The organism is Brevibacillus sp. FIR094 (assembly GCF_050477165.1).
Lineage (GTDB): Bacteria > Bacillota > Bacilli > Brevibacillales > Brevibacillaceae > Brevibacillus.
Map to the genome: position 1 here is coordinate 59,991 of NZ_JBEAES010000003.1, position 19,986 is coordinate 79,976.

Here is a 19,986-nt window from a genome sequence, read left to right on the forward strand (position 1 = left end):
GAGGAAAGGATGATTTCTCGTGATTTTGGACTATCTGCAAGTGAAATCCGCGTATCAATTGAAGGTGGTACCGCAGCGTAGAGAGATTACCTTTTTAACGAAACAGACAGGTATTGCGCAGTTGTGGCGCTGGAATGAAGATTCCAATCGCTCGGAGCAAGTGACCTTTTTGCCTGATCGTGTGGTAGCAGTTGACCACTCCCCGTGCGGAACGAAAACGATTGTGGGGATGGACAACAAGGGAGACGAGCGGCAACAGTTCTTTTTGCTAACGGAAAATGGTGCGGTTGTGAAGCCGCTGACAGATGCTCCCGATTACTTTCACTATTTGGGAGGCTGGTCTTTGTGTGGGCAAAAGATCGCGTGGTCCAGCAATCGTCGCAATCCGCGCAGCTTTGATATTTTTGTACAGGATATCGAGAGCGGTGCGTATGAGGAAGTCTTCCGCTATGATGGGCGCACAGATCCAATCGGCTGGCTGCCAGACGGGACAGGACTCATTTTCAGCGTACAGGAGACCAACATTGACAATTGCCTGTATGTGTTGAATCTGCAAACGAAGGAAGCACAAAAGCTCGCCATTTGCAGCAAACATGCGCGCTACCATTCCTTGGTACTGTCTAATGACGGCCAGACGGGATATCTCGTAACCGACCGCGATGAAAACACGAAAGCCTTGTGCCGCTTTTCACTGCATACAGGAGAGCTGAACAAACTGGTGCACGATGCGAAATGGGACATCGAGGAGGCCAAATTATCTCCGGATGAGAAGCGACTTGCCTTCACAATCAATGAAGGAGGCTACTCCGTTCTGGCTCTTTATTCTTTGACAGAGCAACGCTGGGAGCGGGTCGAGGAAGCACCACATGGAGTGATCTCTTCCTTGGCGTGGGTGAGTGATGATCAACTTGCCTATACACTGAAAAGTCCTACACTTCCAGGCGACATTTGGACGTATACCATTTCGGAGCAAATCAGCAGACGTGTGACGAACATTGGTCAATCCGATGCTCTGGAAGACAAACTCATCGAGCCGGAATTGTGCACCTTTCACTCATTTGATGGCTTGGAAGTACCGTATTTCCTCTATGCCAAAGATACATCTGAACATGGAGCGAAAAAACCAGTCGTCGTCTACGTCCATGGTGGGCCAGAGAGCCAAATTCGACCGGAATATCATCCTGTTTTTCAGTTTTTGGCGAACGAAGGCTTTACGGTGGTAGCACCGAATGTTCGCGGCAGTATGGGCTACGGTCGGGAATATGTCCAGCTCGATGATCGCCGCAAGCGGATGGATTCTGTAGCAGATTTAGCTTGGCTGGTCAAAGATTTAGGCAACCGCTCAAGTGTAGACCCGAATGCGATCGGCATCATGGGTCGCAGTTACGGAGGCTTCATGACACTGGCGGCACTCACGCATTACCCTGATCTGTGGGCCGCAGGTGTTGATATTGTGGGGATTTCCCACTTCAAAACCTTTCTGGAGAACACTGGGGCATGGAGACGGAGATTGCGTGAGGTGGAGTACGGCTTCCTTGGCGAAGACGATGACTTTTTTGAAGAAATTGCTCCTTTGAATCATTCCCATAAGATCACGGCTCCGCTTCTCGTATTCCACGGGCGCAATGATACCCGTGTTCCTGTCAGCGAAGCAGAACAGCTCGTAGCAGACATGAGAGGCAGGGAACAAGAAGTCGATTTGCACATTTTTGAAGATGAAGGCCACTTTACCGAAAAGCTGGACAATCACATCACGATGAATCAAAAAATTTCCCAGTTCTTTTTGGAGCAACTTGCATTCACCAATAAAATCGAGGAGTGATTAGCATGACGCAAGTAAAAAGAGGCATAACGGCTGAAGATTTGTATCAAATGCGGTACGCGAGCGATCCGCAGCTATCACCAGACGGAAAAACGCTTGCCTATGTGGAAAATCTCATCGATGAGTCCCACGCTTACCAAAATCACTTGATTTTACGCAAATTAGATGCAGATGATCCACAGCCATTGATGTCTGGCTCCCGCGACACTTTTCCGCGCTGGTCGCCGGATGGATCAAAGATTAGCTTTGTCTCGAATCGATCTGGAAAGCCACAGATTTGGCTGATCGATGCAAACGGAGGAGAAGCAAGGCAGCTCACGCGTTGCAAAAATGGCGTCAGCAATCCGACTTGGTCACCTGACGGCACATACATTGTCTTCTCGTCGATCCTGGATGAGGGTGAAACATTCGCAGATCTCGAGGGAACCGAGGGAAAAGAAAATACCAAAGCCATTCATGTCGGAAGAATGAAGTACAAATCCGATGATCTCGGGTTCATTTACGAGAAAAACAAGCAGCTGGCCATTGTTCATGTAGAAACAGGCGAGGTTACTCCACTCAGCGATGGCCCGTACAATCATACGATTGGGGCATGGTCGCCAGATGGAAAATGGCTCGCCGTTACGGCGAACCGAGCAGAAGACCCTGATTTTCAGCATAGCGTTGACGTTTTTCTCATCCCTTCTGAAGGGGGAGGATGGAAAAAGTTGACTAACAGCAAGGGGATTTTTTCCTATCCAACCTGGTCACATGATGGGAAGAAGCTAGCGTATATCGGGAGTGAATTGGACACACATTTGTATGCAGCACAGAAGCGCATCTGGGTATATGATTTGGAAAAGGGCGACTATACTTGCATCACAGCGGATTGGGACGTACAGGTTGGCGATTCCACCATCGGAGATATGCGCTCGCCAGGTCACCCGAATCCAGGGGCTGTATGGACAGCGGATGGAAGAGGCATGTATTTCATCGCCAGCGAACGAGGAAATTCTGGCATTTATCACGTAACGCTGGACGGACAAGTCACGAGTGTTGTAGCGGGCAACCGGAATATTTACGGCTTTTCGCTGCATGAAAACGAACAAACGGTGGTTGCTGCCATCAGTGATCCGTTTACGCCGGGCGACTTGTATCAAATAGGTCTGAAAGACGGCGAAGAAAAACGTGTAACAGCTGTGAACGAAGAGTTATTTGCGGGCATTGAGCTACCTGTTCCTGAAGAAATGGAGTTTGTTGCGAAGGATGGCTGGAAGCTGCACGGTTGGATGCTCAAGCCTGTCGGTTTTGAAGAAGGAAAAAAATATCCGATGGTTCTGCAAATTCATGGCGGGCCTCACTCCATGTACGGAAATACGTTTTTCCACGAGTTCCAGCTGCTCGCTGCAAAAGGCTACGCCGTACTCTATACGAATCCGAGAGGGAGCTTTGGCTACGGAGAGCGTTTTGTTCAGGCGTGCTGCGGAGACTATGGAGGGAACGATTACCGCGATTTGATGACGGCCGTGCAATATGCATGCGATCATTTCGATTTTGTCGATGAGGATCGCTTGGGTGTCGCAGGCGGCAGCTACGGTGGCTTCATGACGAACTGGATCGTCGGTAAAACTAATCGTTTTAAAGCAGGTGTAACCGATCGGAGTATTTGCAACTGGGTGAGCTTTTACGGTGTCAGCGATATCGGTTACTTCTTCACTGCCGAAGAGATTCAGGCAAATCCATTCTCGAATCCGGAAAAAATGTGGCAGCATTCACCGATTCGCTTGGTAGAGAACATCGAGACGCCACTCCTGATCATGCATGGGGAACATGACTACCGTTGCCCAATCGAACAGGCCGAGCAGCTTTTTGTAACATTGAAGCATCAAGGTAAGGCCCCGGTGTCATTTGTCCGTTTTCCGGGCGCCAGTCATGAACTATCCCGCAGTGGTGATCCTGAGCAACGCGTGTTGAGACTGCAATATACGACGGATTGGTTTGACAGCTATTTGGTTGCACACCAAAAAGAGAAAGTCGAATAAGCCATGTAAATGCCAATAGGAGGTGCCCGGTCTTGAACAAAGAACAAGTTATTGGTATCGTGCAAGAAAACTTGCCGCATGCAATCGAGAAGCTGAAGCAATATTTGCGTTTTCCTACCGTATCTGCACAGCATAAGGCCATCCCAGAGACGGTTGAATACATGGTCAAGATGATTCATGAGGTGGGCGGAGAGACAAAGGTGCTCGACAACCTTAGCGGCAATCCAGTTGTGTATGCGTTTTTTGCAGCTGGCACCGAGGGAGACGCCAGTAAAACGATCCTGTTTTACGATCACTATGATGTTCAACCACCAGAGCCGTTTCATGAGTGGAACACGGAGCCGTTTGACCCTACGATCATCGATGGAAAGCTGTATGCGCGTGGTGCTGCCGACAATAAAGGTGATCTCGTTGCGCGTCTGACGGCGATTCACATTTTGCAGCAGCAAGCGGGCGGTTTGCCTTGCAACATCAAGTTCCTGATCGAAGGAGAAGAAGAGATCGGCAGCCCGAATCTGGAGCCATATCTTCGAGAGTACAAGGATCTTTTCCAGGCGGATGCCTGCATTTGGGAATTCGGTGGAAAGGACGAAAATGAGCGAATCAGCATGGTTGCCGGAATTAAAGGAATGGCGTACCTTGAGCTGACATGCGTTGGGGCAGAGATCGACATGCACTCCTCTGTCGGTGCGTATGTAGACAATGCAGCATGGCGCTTGGTACAGGCATTGGCGACGATGAAAAATCAACAAAACGAGATTTTGGTCGAAGGCTTCTTCGATGGGATCGAGGAACCAACAGCGGATGAAAAGAAAGTCGTTTCCGAATTGCCGTTCAGTGAAGAGGCGACAGCAGCGCTATATGGTTTGAAACGCCCATTGATTACCGCAGCAAGCAACGTGGACCCACGAGAAGCCATGGTTTTCCACCCGACCATGACCATTTGTGGTCTGGACAGCGGCTATACAGGAGAGGGCGCGAAGACGGTACTGCCGAAAAGCGCGAAGGCCAAGTTGGATTGCCGCCTTGTCCCAGGACAAGATCCACAGCACATCATGAATTGCATCGAGAACCATTTGGAGAAGCATGGTTTTACGGATATTACCGTCACCATGATCAACGGACAAAAAGCGTACCGTTCCGATTTCCATCATCCGTTTGTTGCTCACGTACTGGATTCGGCTCGCGTCATTTACGAACATGAACCAGTGCTTTCTCCAAACGCGGCAGGCACGGGTCCGATGTATATTTTTGGTGAACAGCTGAAGCTTCCTGTTGTCAGTACAGGGGTAGGCTGGGTTGGTTGCAAAGTACATGCGCCGAACGAATCCATCCGTTTGAAAGACTTCGAGGAAGGGATTGCCCATATGGTTGTCATGCTCTCTGGTTTTGCCAAAGCGCTGTCAGAGTAGCGACATACGAGTGAAGAATCATGTAATTCTATAGCGAAAAGGGGACCTTTCATGTAAAAAGGTCTCCTTTCCTATTTGGAACCCTCTCGCAGCACTTCCGGAGTGGACTTTGCTTTCGCTAACCATGTACAATCGTAAATGATAATGTACATACATTTACAGGAGGCGAAATGCGTGAACAGCGATACACATCCATTCGAAATCGCAACCTTTGCAGGCGGGTGCTTCTGGTGCATGGTCAGTCCATTTGACAAGATGCCAGGCATTGAAAAAGTCGTCTCCGGCTATACAGGCGGTCATGTCGAAAACCCAACCTATGAACAGGTATGCTCTGATACGACAGGACACTATGAAGCGGTCCAAATCACATATGATCCGTCGCTCATCTCATACGAGGAATTGCTGCAAATGTTTTGGAGACAAATCGATCCGACTGACGCTGGTGGTCAATTCGGTGATCGCGGTCAATCGTATGCGCCAGCGATCTTCTATCATAATGAAGAACAAGAAAGACTTGCGTTGAAATCCAAGCAAGAGCTGGATGCGAGCGGTCGTTTCCAAAAGCCCATCGCAACGCTGATTTTGCCAGCCAAGCCGTTTTATCTGGCGGAGGAATATCATCAGGACTACTATAAGAAAAATTCGGTTCGCTACCAATACTACCGTGCGGCATCAGGAAGAGCGAAATTCACCAAGGAAGCATGGCGCGACCGTGCGAAGCAAGAAGACTTGAAAAAAATCTTGACCCCGCTCCAGTACGAGGTAACGCAAAATAACGGGACAGAACGCCCATTTACGAACGAATTCTGGGATCACAAGGAAGAGGGCATCTTCGTAGACATCGTCTCCAACGAGCCTTTGTTCAGCTCCTTGGACAAGTTCGATTCCGGTTGCGGGTGGCCATCCTTTACCAAGCCATTGCAAGAGGAAAACGTAACCGAGCACGTGGATTTGACACATAATATGATTCGTACAGAGGTTCGCAGCAAAGATGCAGATTCTCATCTCGGCCACGTTTTCGAGGACGGTCCTGGAGAAAATGGATTGCGCTACTGCATCAATTCAGCCGCATTGCGCTTCATTCCGAAGGATCGTTTGGAGGAAGAAGGCTTCGGGGAGTTTCAACGATTATTTGAAAAAGAATAGAGTGTGGACCGCTACTCTCTGGGAACATGGGAGAAGGGCGGTCTTTTTGCTAAACATACAACTAGGTGAACATCAGAGCATGCATGGAGGGTCCAATGTACACGCAGACAGCCTTTCACAGACTAATTGGACTGTTACTCGCAGCAATCATGGCTATAGCAGGCTGTTCTTTCGGTCAGGAGCCACCTCACAACAATCAAATCGTACCGACACCTCATAACGTTGCTGAGGGTGGGACGCTAATCATTGCACGTATGTCGGATGCGGCAAATCTCGATCCCCATTTTATTTTGACGATTAATGAGGCGAGTGTCGTCCAAGGAAAAGTGTATGAAGGACTCGTCAAACGAGATCGGAACATGAACATTCAGCCACAGTTGGCAACAGCATGGGAACAAATCGACGATCTTACTTGGGAGTTTACTCTCCGACAAGGTGTTGTTTTTCACGATGGGACTCCCTTTCATGCCCAGGCGGTCAAGAAAACATTTGATCGTGTATTAGATCCAGCGGTGGCTTCTCCTCGGGCAGCCATGTTCGAAAAAGTAAAGCAGGTAAGGGTCATCGATCCGTACAGAGTTCAATTCATCCTACATAAGCCATTTGCTCCGTTACTTTCTATTTTGGCCAGTCACGAGGGGAGCATCATCAGCCATACTGCGATCGATAAATACGGACGGGAGTTATCGCATCACCCGGTTGGTACTGGCCCTTATCAGTTCCAATCATGGGAGCCTGGCAGTCAAATTACGTTGAGCAAAAACCAGTTCTATTGGGGCGAGGCTGCTACGCTTGATCAAGTCATCTTCAAGGTTGTTCCCGATGATGCTGCTCGAATTGCGATGGTTGAGAATAGAGAAGCACATATTGCAGAGTCCATCCCTGTCATGGAGCTGGATCGGATTCAAGCGTCCAACCAGATGCTTGTGTACCGCAGTGATGCGCTTGGGACGGAGTTTATCGGGTTCAATGTAGCACGTCCACCACTGAATGATATCCGTGTGAGAAAAGCCATCAGTATGGCGATCGAGACGGGAGCGATCATTAAAGGGGTGTATAACAATGTGGGAACAAAGGCGAGCTCACCGATTGGACCGCATGTGTTCGGCTACAGTCCGACTGTGAAAAGCTACCCGTACGACATCAACCAAGCACGCCGTTTGCTCACAGAGGCGGGCTATCCAGATGGTTTTCCTATTCAAATGATTACCTACAACAGACGGGATCGAATCTTGGTTGCCCAAGTGATACGGTCGCAATTAAAAGGGATCGGCATCGACGCGGAGCTAAAAGTCGTCAGCTACGATGAGTTTGTCCGAACCATTGAGAAAACGAAGGATCATGAGATTTTTGTCAGTGGCTGGGCAAATGCAACCGGGGATGCCGACTACAATCAGTACAATTTATTCCATACATCGGGCGGCGGGGCTGGCAACAGTTTTCAATACAGCAATCCCGAGCTAGATCGACTCATCGAGGCTGGTCGTATCGAAACAGATCCTGCCAAAAGACTTGCCATCTACGAAAAAGCACAAGAAGTGGAGCTGCAAGATGCTTTGGTCGTGCCGATTCGCAATCTGGAGAATTTGGCTGTGATTAGCAATCATATTCAGGGCTTCTCCATCAGTCCAGCGGGTTACCTGAATATCGATCAGGTCGTGATTTCTCGATAAATGATGTAACGAAACGTCGGTCAATTATGTCATAATAGGTACGTACTTTTATACCTATATAATTGGATCAGCTCCAAAACGAAAGGAACGTTACAATGAGAAGTTTTCGACACCGACTTTTGCATCCGCTCGTACTCGTAACGGCAATGACATTTGTGTTGACTGGATGTAACAGTGCGGCTGCTCCACAAGAACCGCAGACACCACCATCCGTGGAGACACCAGCTCCTCCAAAGAAAGAAGAAGAGAAGCCAAAGGAGGAGACCACGCCTCCACCGGCTGAAACACCAAAGCAAGAACAACCGGAGCAACCCCAGAAAGCGAAGCCAACGGAAGCGAAGCCAGCAGAAAAGCCACCAGCGGGTCAGCCACCTGAGCTGTCGTTCCCGGACATCGAAGTCGTGGGTGAGCCTGAGAGTGTTGCTGTACTGGTGAACAAACAACGTAAGCTTCCAGAGAACTATCAGCCAAATGATTTAGTGTTTCCAAACGTTCCGTACCTGCTCCCGGAAAAGAGCGAGAAACGCAAAATGCGTAAAGAAGCAGGTGGTGCGCTTGAACAGTTATTTGCGGCAGCCCAGGCTGACGGTGTCCAGTTGGCTGGCGTATCTGCCTATCGCTCCCACGCCTACCAGAAAGCGCTGTTTAATCGCTATGTAAAAAAAGACGGCGTAGAGAAGGCGAGGACTTACAGTGCCGTTCCAGGGACGAGTGAGCATGAGACGGGACTCGCGATTGATGTCTCCGGTAAGGATGGCAAATGCGCTGCAACGAGTTGCTTTGCCGGAACCAAAGAAGCGAAGTGGCTGGATGAAAACGTCGAGAAGTTTGGATTTATCATTCGATACCCAGAGGGAAAAGACGCGATTACTGGCTATATTTATGAGCCGTGGCATTTGCGTTATGTAGGTGTCGAGATTGCCCAAGAAATCGGAGAAAAAGGGATTACGCTCGAAGAATATTCAGGTGCTGTACCTGTTTCCACACCAACGAATTAAGAAAGAAACGCCGATCTCTCACCGAAGAGAATCGGCGTTTTTGCTATGTAGATATGCTATAATGTTCACGGGTGAAGATAATGGCCGAAAAATCAATCAGAGAACGTATTATTGAAACATCCATGCGCTTGTTTGAAGCGAATGGCTACCACAAAGTGACTGTGGATCAAATTGTGAAAGAAAGCGGAACGTCGAAGGGAGGATTTTATCACAACTTCAAATCAAAAGATGAACTCCTCTATATCATTCATGATCAATTTATTACGTATGTGTTGGAGAAAGCAGAGGAAGCTTATGAGAAGTGGGATACCCCGACGGAGCGACTCCAAGCAATCGTAAAATCCTTCGTCATGATGATAGATCTGTACCGCTCGCAGGTTACGATCTTTTATCAGGAAAGCTTGTTTTTAGCTCCGGAGTACTACACGGATATTGAAACAAAACGGGATCGTTATAAAAAAATCATGTTCACCGTCATTTCGGACGGGATCGAATCGGGTGAGTTCCGCCCGGAGCTGCCTGTGCCGATTGTGTCCATGGCTATCTTTGGCATGGTGAACTGGATTTACAAATGGTATCAAAAGTCAGGGACGTACTCGATCGAGCAAATCGCGGATATTTATGCAGATATGGTTCTTCATTCCGTTTTGAAATCAGAATCGATGGAAAACCCGGCATTTCAACGTTTTTTCCTGCAATCAGAAGAAAATCCCTTCAAGTCATTGTAGGGGTGCAAACAAGGATCATGCGGCTACACTCAAGCTTTTCGATAGGAGACAGGGGCATAGTCGCTTGATGGTCCCTGATAAAATACCTCGATCAGACCAACTAGTTGGTCTGTACTAGTATTCTGACATTTGTTATAATATCGAAAAGACCAACTGGTCGGTCTTGCACAATCACAAGAGACCAACTAGTCGGTTCGTGAGGTTGTGCCAGTCAGATTCGGGAATAGGGGAGGATTAGTCGTGCTAACCATTTACGAATTACGAGAACTTGTGAAGCTATTGGAGCAGACGGACATAGAATCTTTTGAGGTAAATGATGAAGATTCTTCTTTACGAATCAAGCGAAGAAATGGGAATCAAGTCACAGCCATACATCAGATCCCTGTACAAACCAAAAGCGCGCCAATTGTGACGGCGGCCCCCGTTGTCCCTTTGCCTAAAAAAGAAATGATTGAGCGTCCGGTCGAAAAAGTCCCTGTGGAAGCGCCTAAGAAATCGGCGGAAGTGACAGAAAACTTGTACAAAATCGCTTCACCCATGGTTGGAACCTTCTATGCAGCACCTGCCGTTGACGCAGCACCATACGTATCCGTAAATGATCGGGTAGAGCCAACGACCATTGTCTGTATTGTCGAGGCCATGAAGCTGTTTAACGAGATAGAAGCAGAAGTAAAAGGAGAGATTGTCCAAGTCTTAGTGGAAAACGGTCAGTTGGTCGAGCATGGGCAGCCGTTATTCCTGGTGAAGCAAGCGTAATGGAGCAGCTTTTAAGGGGAGGACAGGAAGAGTGAGCAAACATACATGGTTCAAGGAATTCTCCGTTCCCACGTACGAGCAATGGCGGGAAGTGGCAGAAAAATCGCTAAAGGGTGCATCTTTTGAAGCCAAGCTACTGACACATTCGTACGAGGGGATTGTACGCCAGCCCATCTATCGGTACGAAGATGTCAAAACATTGCCTCATCTGGAAGCGCTACCAGGAGAGGCGCCTTTTCATAGAGGGAATCAGCAGCCTAGCGAGCAAAAGGAACACAAATGGCATGTCTGTCAGGAAATCATGGCAACGAGTGCGCAGGCGTTCAATCAGGCAGCCGTAGACGATTTAGAACGCGGGCAAACGATGCTGCATCTGCTGGTGGATCAAGCGACAATGGCTGGACTTGATCCGGACGAAGCATTACCAGATACGATTGGTCACAGAGGCGTATCTGTTTTTTGCCGAGAGGATGTAGAGCAGGCACTTCAAGGGGTGAAGCTTTCAGAAGTCCCTCTGTACGTGAACACGGGAGCGCTTGGCTTACCCATTCTCTCACTCATCCTGGCACATGTTGAAGCGACAGGTCAGCAAGTCTCCGAGATTCGCGGTTGCATCGGGCAAGACCCTGTAGCGGTTCTGCTCACAGAGGGCAAGCTCCCTTGTTCCTTGCAGACAGCTTATCACGCCATGGCAACCATGATGAAATGGGCAAAAGATCATTCGTCTGCACTGAAAACGATCCTGGTTCAAAGCAATCCTTATCAGGACGGCGGCGGAAACGCAGTAACCGAACTGGCTTTTTCACTGGCCACAGGTGTCGATTATTTGCAAGCGATGCTTGAGCGGGGGCTGTCCATAGAGGAAGTAGCTCCACGGATGCAGTTCTCATACTCGATCGGTTCAGACGTCTTCATGGAAATCGCGAAGCTGCGTGCAGTAAGAATGCTCTGGTCAAACATCGTGGCAACCTACGGTGGTTCAACGGAAGCTCAAAAGATGACGATTCACGCCAGAACTTCGGCCTGGACGAAGACGATTTACGATCCGTATGTCAATATGCTGCGTTCCACGACAGAAGCGTTCTCAGCCGTCATTGGTGGAGCAGACAGTCTTCATGTATCCGCTTTTGACGAAGCGATACGCCCTTCCCATGAGTTTTCAAGAAGAATCGCCAGAAATACGCAAATCATTTTGCAAGAAGAAGCGCATTTGGCAAAAGTGATCGACCCTACGGGAGGTTCTTGGTACGTAGAATGGCTCACAGATGCATTAGCGAAAAAAGCATGGGAGCTGTTCCAGCAGGTCGAAGCGCACGGTGGCATGATGGGCGCATTAGAAGCAGGTTTCCCACAAGGCTTGATCGCTCAAATCGCGGATCAAAAAGCAGCGAGCATCGATACGCGTAAAAAGCGTTTGGTTGGAACCAACATGTATGCCAATACGGCTGAGCAGCCACTACAGGCTGAGAGTCTTCCGAGCATTCACGAAGAGCGAGCAGCGGAAGCACGATCCCTTCGGCTGAAACAAAACGCGACTCTCGTCTCAGAAGCGCTCGATGAGTTGGCGAAACATACGGATGAGTTCGTAGGACGTGCAGTAAAAGCAGTGCTTCATGGAGCGACTGTGGGAGATATCGCCAAAGCCATGAAAGGTGCAGATTCAGTGGAGACAATCATCCAGCCACTCCGTATTCACCGGGCATCTGAACGTTTTGAAGCCTTGCGGATGCAGGCAGATGATTTCTTGAAAACAACAGGCAAGAGACCGACCGTGTTCTTGGCGACGATGGGGCCAGTGGCAAAGCATAAGGCCCGAGCAGATTTCGCATCAGAGTTTTTTGCTGTAGGCGGCTTTGACGTCTTGCTTCAGCAAGCTTTCTCTACCACTGTAGAGGCGGCTGAAGCTGCGGTGGCATCGGGTGCGTTGATCACGGTCATTTGTTCGGACGATGCGAGTTATCCGGAGCAGGTTCCACCTTTAGCTCAAGCAATCAAGCAACGTGTACCTCAGATGACGGTTCTGTTGGCTGGCTTGCCTGACGCAGAGCAGTTGGCTACTTATAGGACGGCCGGTGTAGATGATTGCATCCACATGCGTTCCAATTGCTACGAGATGCTGCGAGAACTTCAGGAGCGGATAGGAGTGAGCTCATAATGAAGCGACCTGATTTTTCAAAAATGGCTTATCAGTCCAAACGAGATGTGTCTGACTTGTTTCCCCAACTGGGTGCAAACCCACAAGGCAAGGAGCAAATGTGGCAGACGCTGGAGCAGATCCCTGTAAAACCTCTTTACACCATGGAAGATGTGGAGGGCATGGATCACCTCGGCTACATGCCTGGTTTGCCCCCATATACGCGCGGACCGTATCCGACGATGTACGTGACTCAGCCATGGACGGTTCGCCAATATGCCGGATTTTCTACGGCGGAAGAGAGTAACGCTTTTTACCGACGGAATTTGGCTGCGGGACAAAAAGGGCTGTCGATTGCCTTCGACCTCGCGACACATCGCGGCTATGACTCCGATCATCCCCGGGTAGTCGGTGATGTCGGGAAAGCAGGCGTGGCAGTTGACTCCATTCTTGATATGAAAATTTTGTTCGACGGTATCCCACTCGATAAAATGTCCGTTTCCATGACGATGAACGGAGCCGTTTTGCCTATTATGGCGTTCTATATCGTGGCAGCAGAAGAGCAAGGGGTATCGCAGGCGGAGCTTACCGGAACGATTCAAAATGATATTTTGAAGGAATACATGGTTCGGAATACTTACATTTATCCGCCAGAAGCGTCGATGAAGATCATTTCCGATATTTTTGCCTACACCTCCAAGCACATGCCCAAATTCAACAGCATCAGTATTTCAGGCTACCACCTGCAGGAAGCGGGTGCGACCGCGGATATTGAATTGGCCTACACGTTGGCAGATGGTTTGGAATACGTTCGTACTGGCCTGGCAGCAGGCATCGACATCGATGCGTTTGCGCCACGACTGTCATTTTTCTGGGCGATTGGCATGAACTACTTCATGGAAGTGGCGAAAATGCGTGCAGGCCGCTTGATTTGGGCCAACCTGATCAAACAATTCCACCCGAAAAACGAAAAGTCGATGGCACTGCGGACGCATTCGCAAACGTCCGGATGGAGTTTGACGGAGCAGGACCCGTATAACAACGTGGTGCGGACGTGTATCGAGGCCATGGCAGCGGCTCTGGGGCATACCCAATCTCTGCATACAAACGCACTGGATGAAGCGATTGCGTTGCCGACAGACTTCTCCGCTCGGATCGCGCGAAATACGCAGTTATTTTTGCAGGACGAAACCGAGATAACCAAGGTCGTCGATCCGTGGGCAGGCTCTTATTACGTCGAGTCCTTGACTGCGCAGCTTGTGGAAAAAGCGTGGGCGCACATCGAAGAGGTCGAAGCACTTGGCGGTATGGCAAAAGCAATTGAGACAGGATTGCCGAAAATGAAGATCGAGGAAGCGGCTGCACGCCGTCAGGCACATATTGATTCGGCGAAGGAAGCTATTATTGGCGTGAACAAATACCGTCTGGACAAGGAAGATCCGCTGGAAATTCTCGAAGTCGACAACACAGCTGTCCGCGAAGCGCAAATCAAACGTTTGCAGGAGCTGCGCAGTAACCGGGATGAGGCGAGAGTGCAAGCTACTCTTCAGGCCATTACAGAATGTGCGAAAACGGGCGCAGGCAATCTGTTGGAGCTGGCCATTGAAGCGGCACGAGCAAGAGCTTCTTTGGGCGAAATATCGGATGCCTATGAAAAGGTCGTGGGTAGACACAAGGCGGTCATTCGCTCCATTAGCGGCGTCTACAGTTCCGAATACGCAGATACCGATGAGGTAGCGGCTGTACGCAAGATGGCAGACGAATTCGAGCAGTGGGAAGGCAGACGTCCCCGTATTATGATCGCGAAAATGGGTCAAGACGGACATGACAGGGGCGCGAAAGTAATTGCTACTGCTTTTGCGGATTTAGGCTTTGACGTCGATATCGGCCCGTTGTTCCAGACACCTGATGAAACAGCGAAGCAGGCAATAGAAAATGACGTGCACGTGATCGGCTTCAGCTCGCTTGCGGCAGGACATAAAACATTGCTGCCACAACTGGTGGAAGAGCTCAAGAAGCTGGGACGCGAGGATATTGTTGTCGTCATAGGTGGTGTTATACCGGCGCAGGATTACGCCTTTTTGCGAGAGAATGGTGCCGCAGCTATCTTTGGGCCAGGAACAGTCATTCCTGTTGCAGCCCAGCACGTTCTGCAAGAGATCGTGTATCGCCTGGAGGCTGCTGGACAATGACCGGGGGCAAGGCTGACAAGAATTTCTTGAACGTTTCCTCCAAGGCACGTCTCCCACGCTTATCTGTGGATCAATACGTCACAGGCGTACGAGATAGTAACCGAACGGTTTTGGCGCAGGCAATCACGCTGGTCGAGAGCAACGCTCCCGCTCATATGGATATGGCTCAAGAGGTGATTAAACGGCTGCTTCCTCATACAGGTCAATCCATACGCATAGGTATATCCGGTGTGCCAGGTGCAGGCAAGAGCACGTTCATTGAAGCATTTGGCAGTATGCTTTGTGAAAAAGGTCATCGTGTCGCAGTATTGGCCGTTGATCCGAGCAGTACGGTTACACGCGGGAGCATTCTGGGCGACAAGACGCGGATGGAGCTCTTGTCACGCAATCCAAAGGCGTTCATCCGACCTTCTGCCACGGGTGGCACGCTAGGCGGTGTCAATCGGAAGACGCGGGAAACGATGCTGATCTGTGAGGCAGCAGGCTATGATGTGATTTTGGTCGAGACGGTCGGGGTTGGACAGAGTGAAACGACAGTCAGGTCCATGGTCGATTTCTTTTTACTGCTGATGCTGACAGGGGCGGGCGATGAACTGCAAGGAATCAAAAAAGGCATCATGGAAATCGCGGATGCACTTCTGATCAATAAAGCCGATGGGGAAAACCGCACGCGTGCCTTGATCGCCAAAGGTGAATACAATCGTGTTCTTCATTACTTGCAGCCGGCAACCACTGGCTGGGAGACGAAGGCATATATGTGTTCTTCGCTGACAGGGGAAGGCATTGAAGATATTTGGGAGGTCATCGGTCAATTTCGTGAAACCACCATCCAATCAGGCAGCTTCGAGGCAAGACGCAAGGCGCAGCTACTCGATTGGATGCACAGTATGGCTCAGGACTACTTGCGCGCGACCTTTTTCGGCAACCAGCAAGTAGCCGAGCTGCTTCCTTCCATTGAAGGAGCCGTTGCAAGTGGCGAGATTTCACCGACGAGCGCCGTACAGCAATTAGTGGCGATCTATGAGAATGCGATCATGAAAAAGGAATAGAGAGATGGTGGCCCTTATGAGCAGCAATATGTACGAAAAAATTGACGAATTGATGGAACGAAAATATAAAATCCAGCTTGGCGGCGGAGATGCTCGTATCGATGCCCAGCATAACCGTGGCAAGTTGACTGCACGCGAGCGGATCGAGCTACTGCTTGACCCAGACACCTTTATGGAGCTGAACCCGTTTGTTGAGCATCGTGCTACACATTTTGGTCTCGACCAGATGGAGGCACCAGGCGAAGGTGTTGTGACGGGCTACGGTAAAATCAACGGACGTCCTGTCTATTTGTTCGCGCAGGATTTCACGATGTTTGGTGGTGCTCTGGGTGAGATGCACGCGATGAAAATTGCCAAGGTGATGGACTTGGCAGCGAAAAACGGCGCTCCCTTTATTGGTCTGAACGACTCTGGCGGCGCACGCATTCAAGAAGGGGTAAGCTCGCTGGATGGCTATGGCACGATTTTTTACCGCAATGCCATTTACTCCGGTGTGATTCCGCAAATCTCTGTCATTCTCGGACCGTGTGCGGGAGGAGCGGTTTACTCTCCAGCGATTACGGATTTCGTGTTCATGGTTGAGAAGACGAGTCAAATGTTCATCACAGGTCCAAAAGTCATCGAAACCGTTACCGGTGAAAAAATATCCGCGGAGGATCTAGGCGGAGCCAAAGTCCATTCGACGGTGAGCGGCAATGCACATTTTACGGCAGAGACCGAACAAGAAGTATTGGAAGGAGTACGCAGGCTGCTCAGCTTCCTGCCACAAAACAATCGCGATCGCGCACCTGTGATAAAAGCAGAGGAGAATAATGGTTGGCAAGAAGATCTCCTGGAGCTAGTACCTGCTGAGAGCACCAAAGTATACGATGTGCGCAAGGTTATCGAAAAAATCGTGGATCACGGTGATTTCATGGAAGTACAGCCGAACTTTGCTCGCAATATCGTTATCGGTCTGGCGCATATCGATGGACACAGTGTCGGCATTATCGCCAACCAGCCAAAAGTCATGGCAGGCGGACTGGACATTCATTCATCGGATAAGCTGGCACGGTTCATCCGTTTCTGCGACTGCTTCAACATTCCGCTGTTGACCTTTGAAGATGTCTCTGGCTTTTTCCCGGGGATCAATCAGGAGCACGGAGGGATTATCCGTCATGGGGCGAAAATCTTATATGCCTATTCAGAAGCAACGGTTCCCAAAATCACCGTGATTCTGCGCAAAGCTTACGGAGGCGCTTATGTGGCGCTCAACTCCAAATCCATTGGTGCAGATATCGTGTATGCTTGGCCGAATGCAGAAATTGCGGTCATGGGTCCCGAGGGGGCAGCTAACGTCATTTTTGCAAAGGAAATCGAACAAAGTGAGGATCCGGCTGCGACTCGTGCTGAGAAAATTGCCCTCTACCGAGAAAAGTTTGCCAATCCATATGTCGCGGCAAGTCTAGGGATGGTGGATGATGTCATCGATCCGCGAGAAACCCGCCAAAAGGTGGCGCAAGCCTTGGAGATGCTCAGAAACAAGCAGGAAGATCGTCCATACAAAAAGCACGGGAATATCCCACTTTAGAAAGGAGCTCTGATCGTGCTATGAAGCTGCATGAGCTGCGTGAATTCATCAAACTGGTGAATCAGTCTTCCATTGAGGAGCTGGAATGGGAGAAGGGCAAGACCCGCATCGTGATCAAGAAAAGCACACCAGTCGAAGTCGTGGCTGTCCATGCGCCTGTACAGGTGGGCGAAGTGGAGCATGGCTATCAGGAGGCAGCCGCCACTGCTGAGTCCGTCGATATCGTTGCTGAGGCACCCAAGGAAGTGACACAGCACGTCATGTCTCCGGGAGTAGGATTGTTCTATGCGGAAGTGACTGTAGGGCAGACTGTTCAAGTAGGCGAAAAGGTTGGACGCTGCACGGCCGATGCTCTTCAGCTTTCTGCCGACATTACAACCCCCGTTAGCGGAATCATCACGGAAATTCTCGTCGTGGATGGTCAATTTGTCGATTACGGAAAAGCATTGCTCGTTGTCAAAATTCAGTAGGAAGGAGTGCGCCTATGTTTACGAAAGTATTGATTGCCAATCGCGGCGAAATCGCTGTCCGCATTATTCGCGCATGTCAGGAACTAGGGATACGTACAGTCGCTGTCTTTTCTGAGGCGGACCGGGAAGCATTGCACGTAGAATTAGCGGATGAAGCGTATTGCATCGGACCCACGGCGTCCAAGGACAGCTATTTGAACATGGCACGGATTATGACGGTCGCTCTTTACACGAAGGCAGACGCTATCCATCCGGGCTATGGCTTCTTGGCGGAAAACGCTTCGTTTGCCCAGCTGTGCCAAGATTGCTCGATTACCTTTATCGGTCCCGATCCTGAAGCGATCACAAAAATGGGTGACAAAGCCGTAGCAAAAGCAACGATGAGTCAAGCGAATGTTCCATTAGTCCCGGGCACAGACGGCTTGATTGATGACATCGATGAGGCATTGTTGGTGGCGGAGAAAATCGGCTATCCTGTCATCGTAAAAGCAACGGCTGGTGGTGGCGGCAGAGGCATGCGTGTCGCGTTTGATGCCGATGAGTTGTCCAAAGCGATTCGGCAAGCCCAGAAAGAAGCGGAGACGGCATTCGGTAACGCTGGGGTGTACTTGGAAAAATACGTGGAAGAGCCACGTCATGTGGAGATTCAAATCATGGGCGACAAGCACGGCAACGCTGTGTTCTTGGGAGAGCGGGATTGCTCCATTCAGCGTCGTCATCAAAAGCTGGTAGAAGAAGCGCCATCTCCAGCTCTAGACCAAACGCTGCGCGAGCAAATGGGCCAAGCTGCGGTGGCGGCTGCCAAAGCGGTTTCGTACCACGGAGCGGGTACAGTTGAATTTTTGCTCGACAAGCACGGTCAATTTTACTTCATGGAAATGAACACACGGATTCAGGTAGAGCATCCCGTGACAGAGATGATCACAGGGATCGACTTGATCAAAGAACAAATAGCTGTTGCGGCAGGTAACCCGTTATCCTTTTCACAAGAAGACGTGAAAATTAACGGATGGGCGATCGAGTGCCGAATCAATGCGGAGAATCCAGCGAAAAACTTTATGCCATCACCAGGTAAGGTCATCAATTACTTGCCGCCCGGCGGTTACGGTGTGCGCGTGGACAGTGCGGTTTATCCCGGCTACGAAATCTCTCCCTTCTATGACTCAATGGTCGCCAAGCTGATCGTTTGGGGAACAGATCGCAACGAAGCATTGGCTCGTATGAAGCGTGCGCTGGGTGAGTTTGTCATCGAGGGCGTGCATACGACGGTTCCTTTCCATGAGAAGCTGCTGGAGCACCCTGACTTTGTCTCAGGGAATTTTGCTACGAACTTCTTGGAGAAACATACGCTGGAATTGTAAAAGAAAGATAAGAGGGAACAAGCTGCGGGATCATCGTGGCTTGTTTTTCTTTATAATAAAATGAGGGAACCACGAAAAGGAGCCATGTAAATGAGCAGCTCTCCGTGACATTCACTTGGAAAATAGACTGAGCAACTGAAGGTGTGCAGGCTTGTAAGGCTGAATTTTGGCTTGCATCCATGCTGCATGTGCGGCAGGGTGGAAGTGATTGGTTGGAAGGAAATGACTGTGCAGCATTCACCGGAAATCGTGGACGGGATAAAAATGTATTTGGCAGAACTGATAAACATTTACGCGAAAATGAGGAGGTAGCTATGGCATTACCCAAAAAAGGAACGCGAGGTATAACGGTAGGAGAGCAGCGATATCGTTGGGTTATTAGCCCAGCAGCGAAGGGTCTGCTTGCGTTGACGATCCAGCACAATGAAGGTATAGGTCAATTGATTCGCGTGTATGTAAAATCAGATGTGAATGATTTTTGGGCGGAGTTTCCACATGTGCAGCATTTGGACATGAGAGCAATAAAGCCAGCTGACGTCGCGGCCATCATTGAAGAGGCGATTAAGCTGGGATGGCAGCCTGACAAAAAGGGGGGGCCTTTAAGCTTTGACTTCATAGGTAGTACGCTCGTCAAAAAAGGGGATACATAGCAAT

At 49.8% G+C, this 19,986-nt stretch carries 15 protein-coding genes; all 15 read left to right on the forward strand.

Going from position 1 to position 19,986, the window contains the following annotated elements; all coding sequences use genetic code 11:
* The first annotated feature begins 19 nt into the window (after window positions 1-19).
* The 15 genes from ACQ5DJ_RS03270 (at window position 20) to ACQ5DJ_RS03340 (ending at window position 19,982) form a co-directional block, all read left to right on the forward strand.
* Window positions 20-1,822, forward strand: coding sequence for a S9 family peptidase (locus tag ACQ5DJ_RS03270; RefSeq protein ID WP_429841159.1), 1,803 nt, complete (start codon window positions 20-22; stop codon window positions 1,820-1,822).
* Between the two features lie 5 nt (window positions 1,823-1,827).
* Complete coding sequence (locus ACQ5DJ_RS03275; RefSeq protein ID WP_429841160.1) at window positions 1,828-3,843, forward strand: S9 family peptidase; 2,016 nt, start codon at window positions 1,828-1,830, stop codon at window positions 3,841-3,843.
* Between the two features lie 32 nt (window positions 3,844-3,875).
* Window positions 3,876-5,255 (forward strand): M20/M25/M40 family metallo-hydrolase, encoded by a 1,380-nt coding sequence (locus tag ACQ5DJ_RS03280; protein ID WP_429841161.1) that lies wholly within the window; start codon window positions 3,876-3,878, stop codon window positions 5,253-5,255.
* A gap of 174 nt (window positions 5,256-5,429) precedes the next feature.
* Complete coding sequence (msrA, locus tag ACQ5DJ_RS03285) at window positions 5,430-6,401, forward strand: peptide-methionine (S)-S-oxide reductase MsrA (protein WP_429841162.1); 972 nt, start codon at window positions 5,430-5,432, stop codon at window positions 6,399-6,401.
* A 95-nt stretch (window positions 6,402-6,496) separates the two neighbouring features.
* Window positions 6,497-8,074 carry a glutathione ABC transporter substrate-binding protein gene (locus ACQ5DJ_RS03290; RefSeq protein ID WP_429841163.1) on the forward strand — a complete coding sequence of 526 codons (1,578 nt, stop codon included), beginning with the start codon at window positions 6,497-6,499 and terminating at the stop codon, window positions 8,072-8,074.
* Window positions 8,075-8,169: 95 nt separating this feature from the next.
* On the forward strand, window positions 8,170-9,072 hold the full coding sequence (locus ACQ5DJ_RS03295; protein WP_429841164.1) for a D-alanyl-D-alanine carboxypeptidase family protein: 903 nt from the start codon (window positions 8,170-8,172) through the stop codon (window positions 9,070-9,072).
* A gap of 80 nt (window positions 9,073-9,152) precedes the next feature.
* On the forward strand, window positions 9,153-9,800 hold the full coding sequence (locus ACQ5DJ_RS03300; protein ID WP_186380587.1) for a TetR/AcrR family transcriptional regulator: 648 nt from the start codon (window positions 9,153-9,155) through the stop codon (window positions 9,798-9,800).
* A gap of 240 nt (window positions 9,801-10,040) precedes the next feature.
* Window positions 10,041-10,556 (forward strand): acetyl-CoA carboxylase biotin carboxyl carrier protein, encoded by a 516-nt coding sequence (accB, locus tag ACQ5DJ_RS03305; RefSeq protein ID WP_429841165.1) that lies wholly within the window; start codon window positions 10,041-10,043, stop codon window positions 10,554-10,556.
* 31 nt (window positions 10,557-10,587) lie between these two features.
* Window positions 10,588-12,711: a methylmalonyl-CoA mutase family protein gene (locus ACQ5DJ_RS03310; protein ID WP_429841166.1), complete on the forward strand. Its 2,124-nt coding sequence runs from the start codon at window positions 10,588-10,590 to the stop codon at window positions 12,709-12,711.
* Complete coding sequence (scpA, locus tag ACQ5DJ_RS03315) at window positions 12,711-14,882, forward strand: methylmalonyl-CoA mutase (protein WP_429841167.1); 2,172 nt, start codon at window positions 12,711-12,713, stop codon at window positions 14,880-14,882. The genes ACQ5DJ_RS03310 and scpA overlap by 1 nt, the downstream gene beginning before the upstream one ends.
* On the forward strand, window positions 14,879-15,931 hold the full coding sequence (meaB, locus tag ACQ5DJ_RS03320) for a methylmalonyl Co-A mutase-associated GTPase MeaB (protein WP_429841168.1): 1,053 nt from the start codon (window positions 14,879-14,881) through the stop codon (window positions 15,929-15,931). Before scpA ends, meaB begins: the two co-directional genes overlap by 4 nt.
* 4 nt (window positions 15,932-15,935) lie before the next feature.
* Complete coding sequence (locus tag ACQ5DJ_RS03325; protein WP_429841169.1) at window positions 15,936-17,501, forward strand: acyl-CoA carboxylase subunit beta; 1,566 nt, start codon at window positions 15,936-15,938, stop codon at window positions 17,499-17,501.
* 20 nt (window positions 17,502-17,521) lie between these two features.
* Complete coding sequence (locus ACQ5DJ_RS03330) at window positions 17,522-17,971, forward strand: acetyl-CoA carboxylase biotin carboxyl carrier protein (protein WP_429841170.1); 450 nt, start codon at window positions 17,522-17,524, stop codon at window positions 17,969-17,971.
* A gap of 14 nt (window positions 17,972-17,985) precedes the next feature.
* On the forward strand, window positions 17,986-19,332 hold the full coding sequence (gene accC, locus ACQ5DJ_RS03335; protein WP_429841171.1) for an acetyl-CoA carboxylase biotin carboxylase subunit: 1,347 nt from the start codon (window positions 17,986-17,988) through the stop codon (window positions 19,330-19,332).
* Window positions 19,333-19,646: 314 nt separating this feature from the next.
* The gene (locus tag ACQ5DJ_RS03340) at window positions 19,647-19,982 is read left to right on the forward strand and encodes a hypothetical protein (RefSeq protein WP_429841172.1); all 336 of its coding nucleotides are present in this window, start codon (window positions 19,647-19,649) and stop codon (window positions 19,980-19,982) included.
* Window positions 19,983-19,986: the final 4 nt, after the last annotated feature.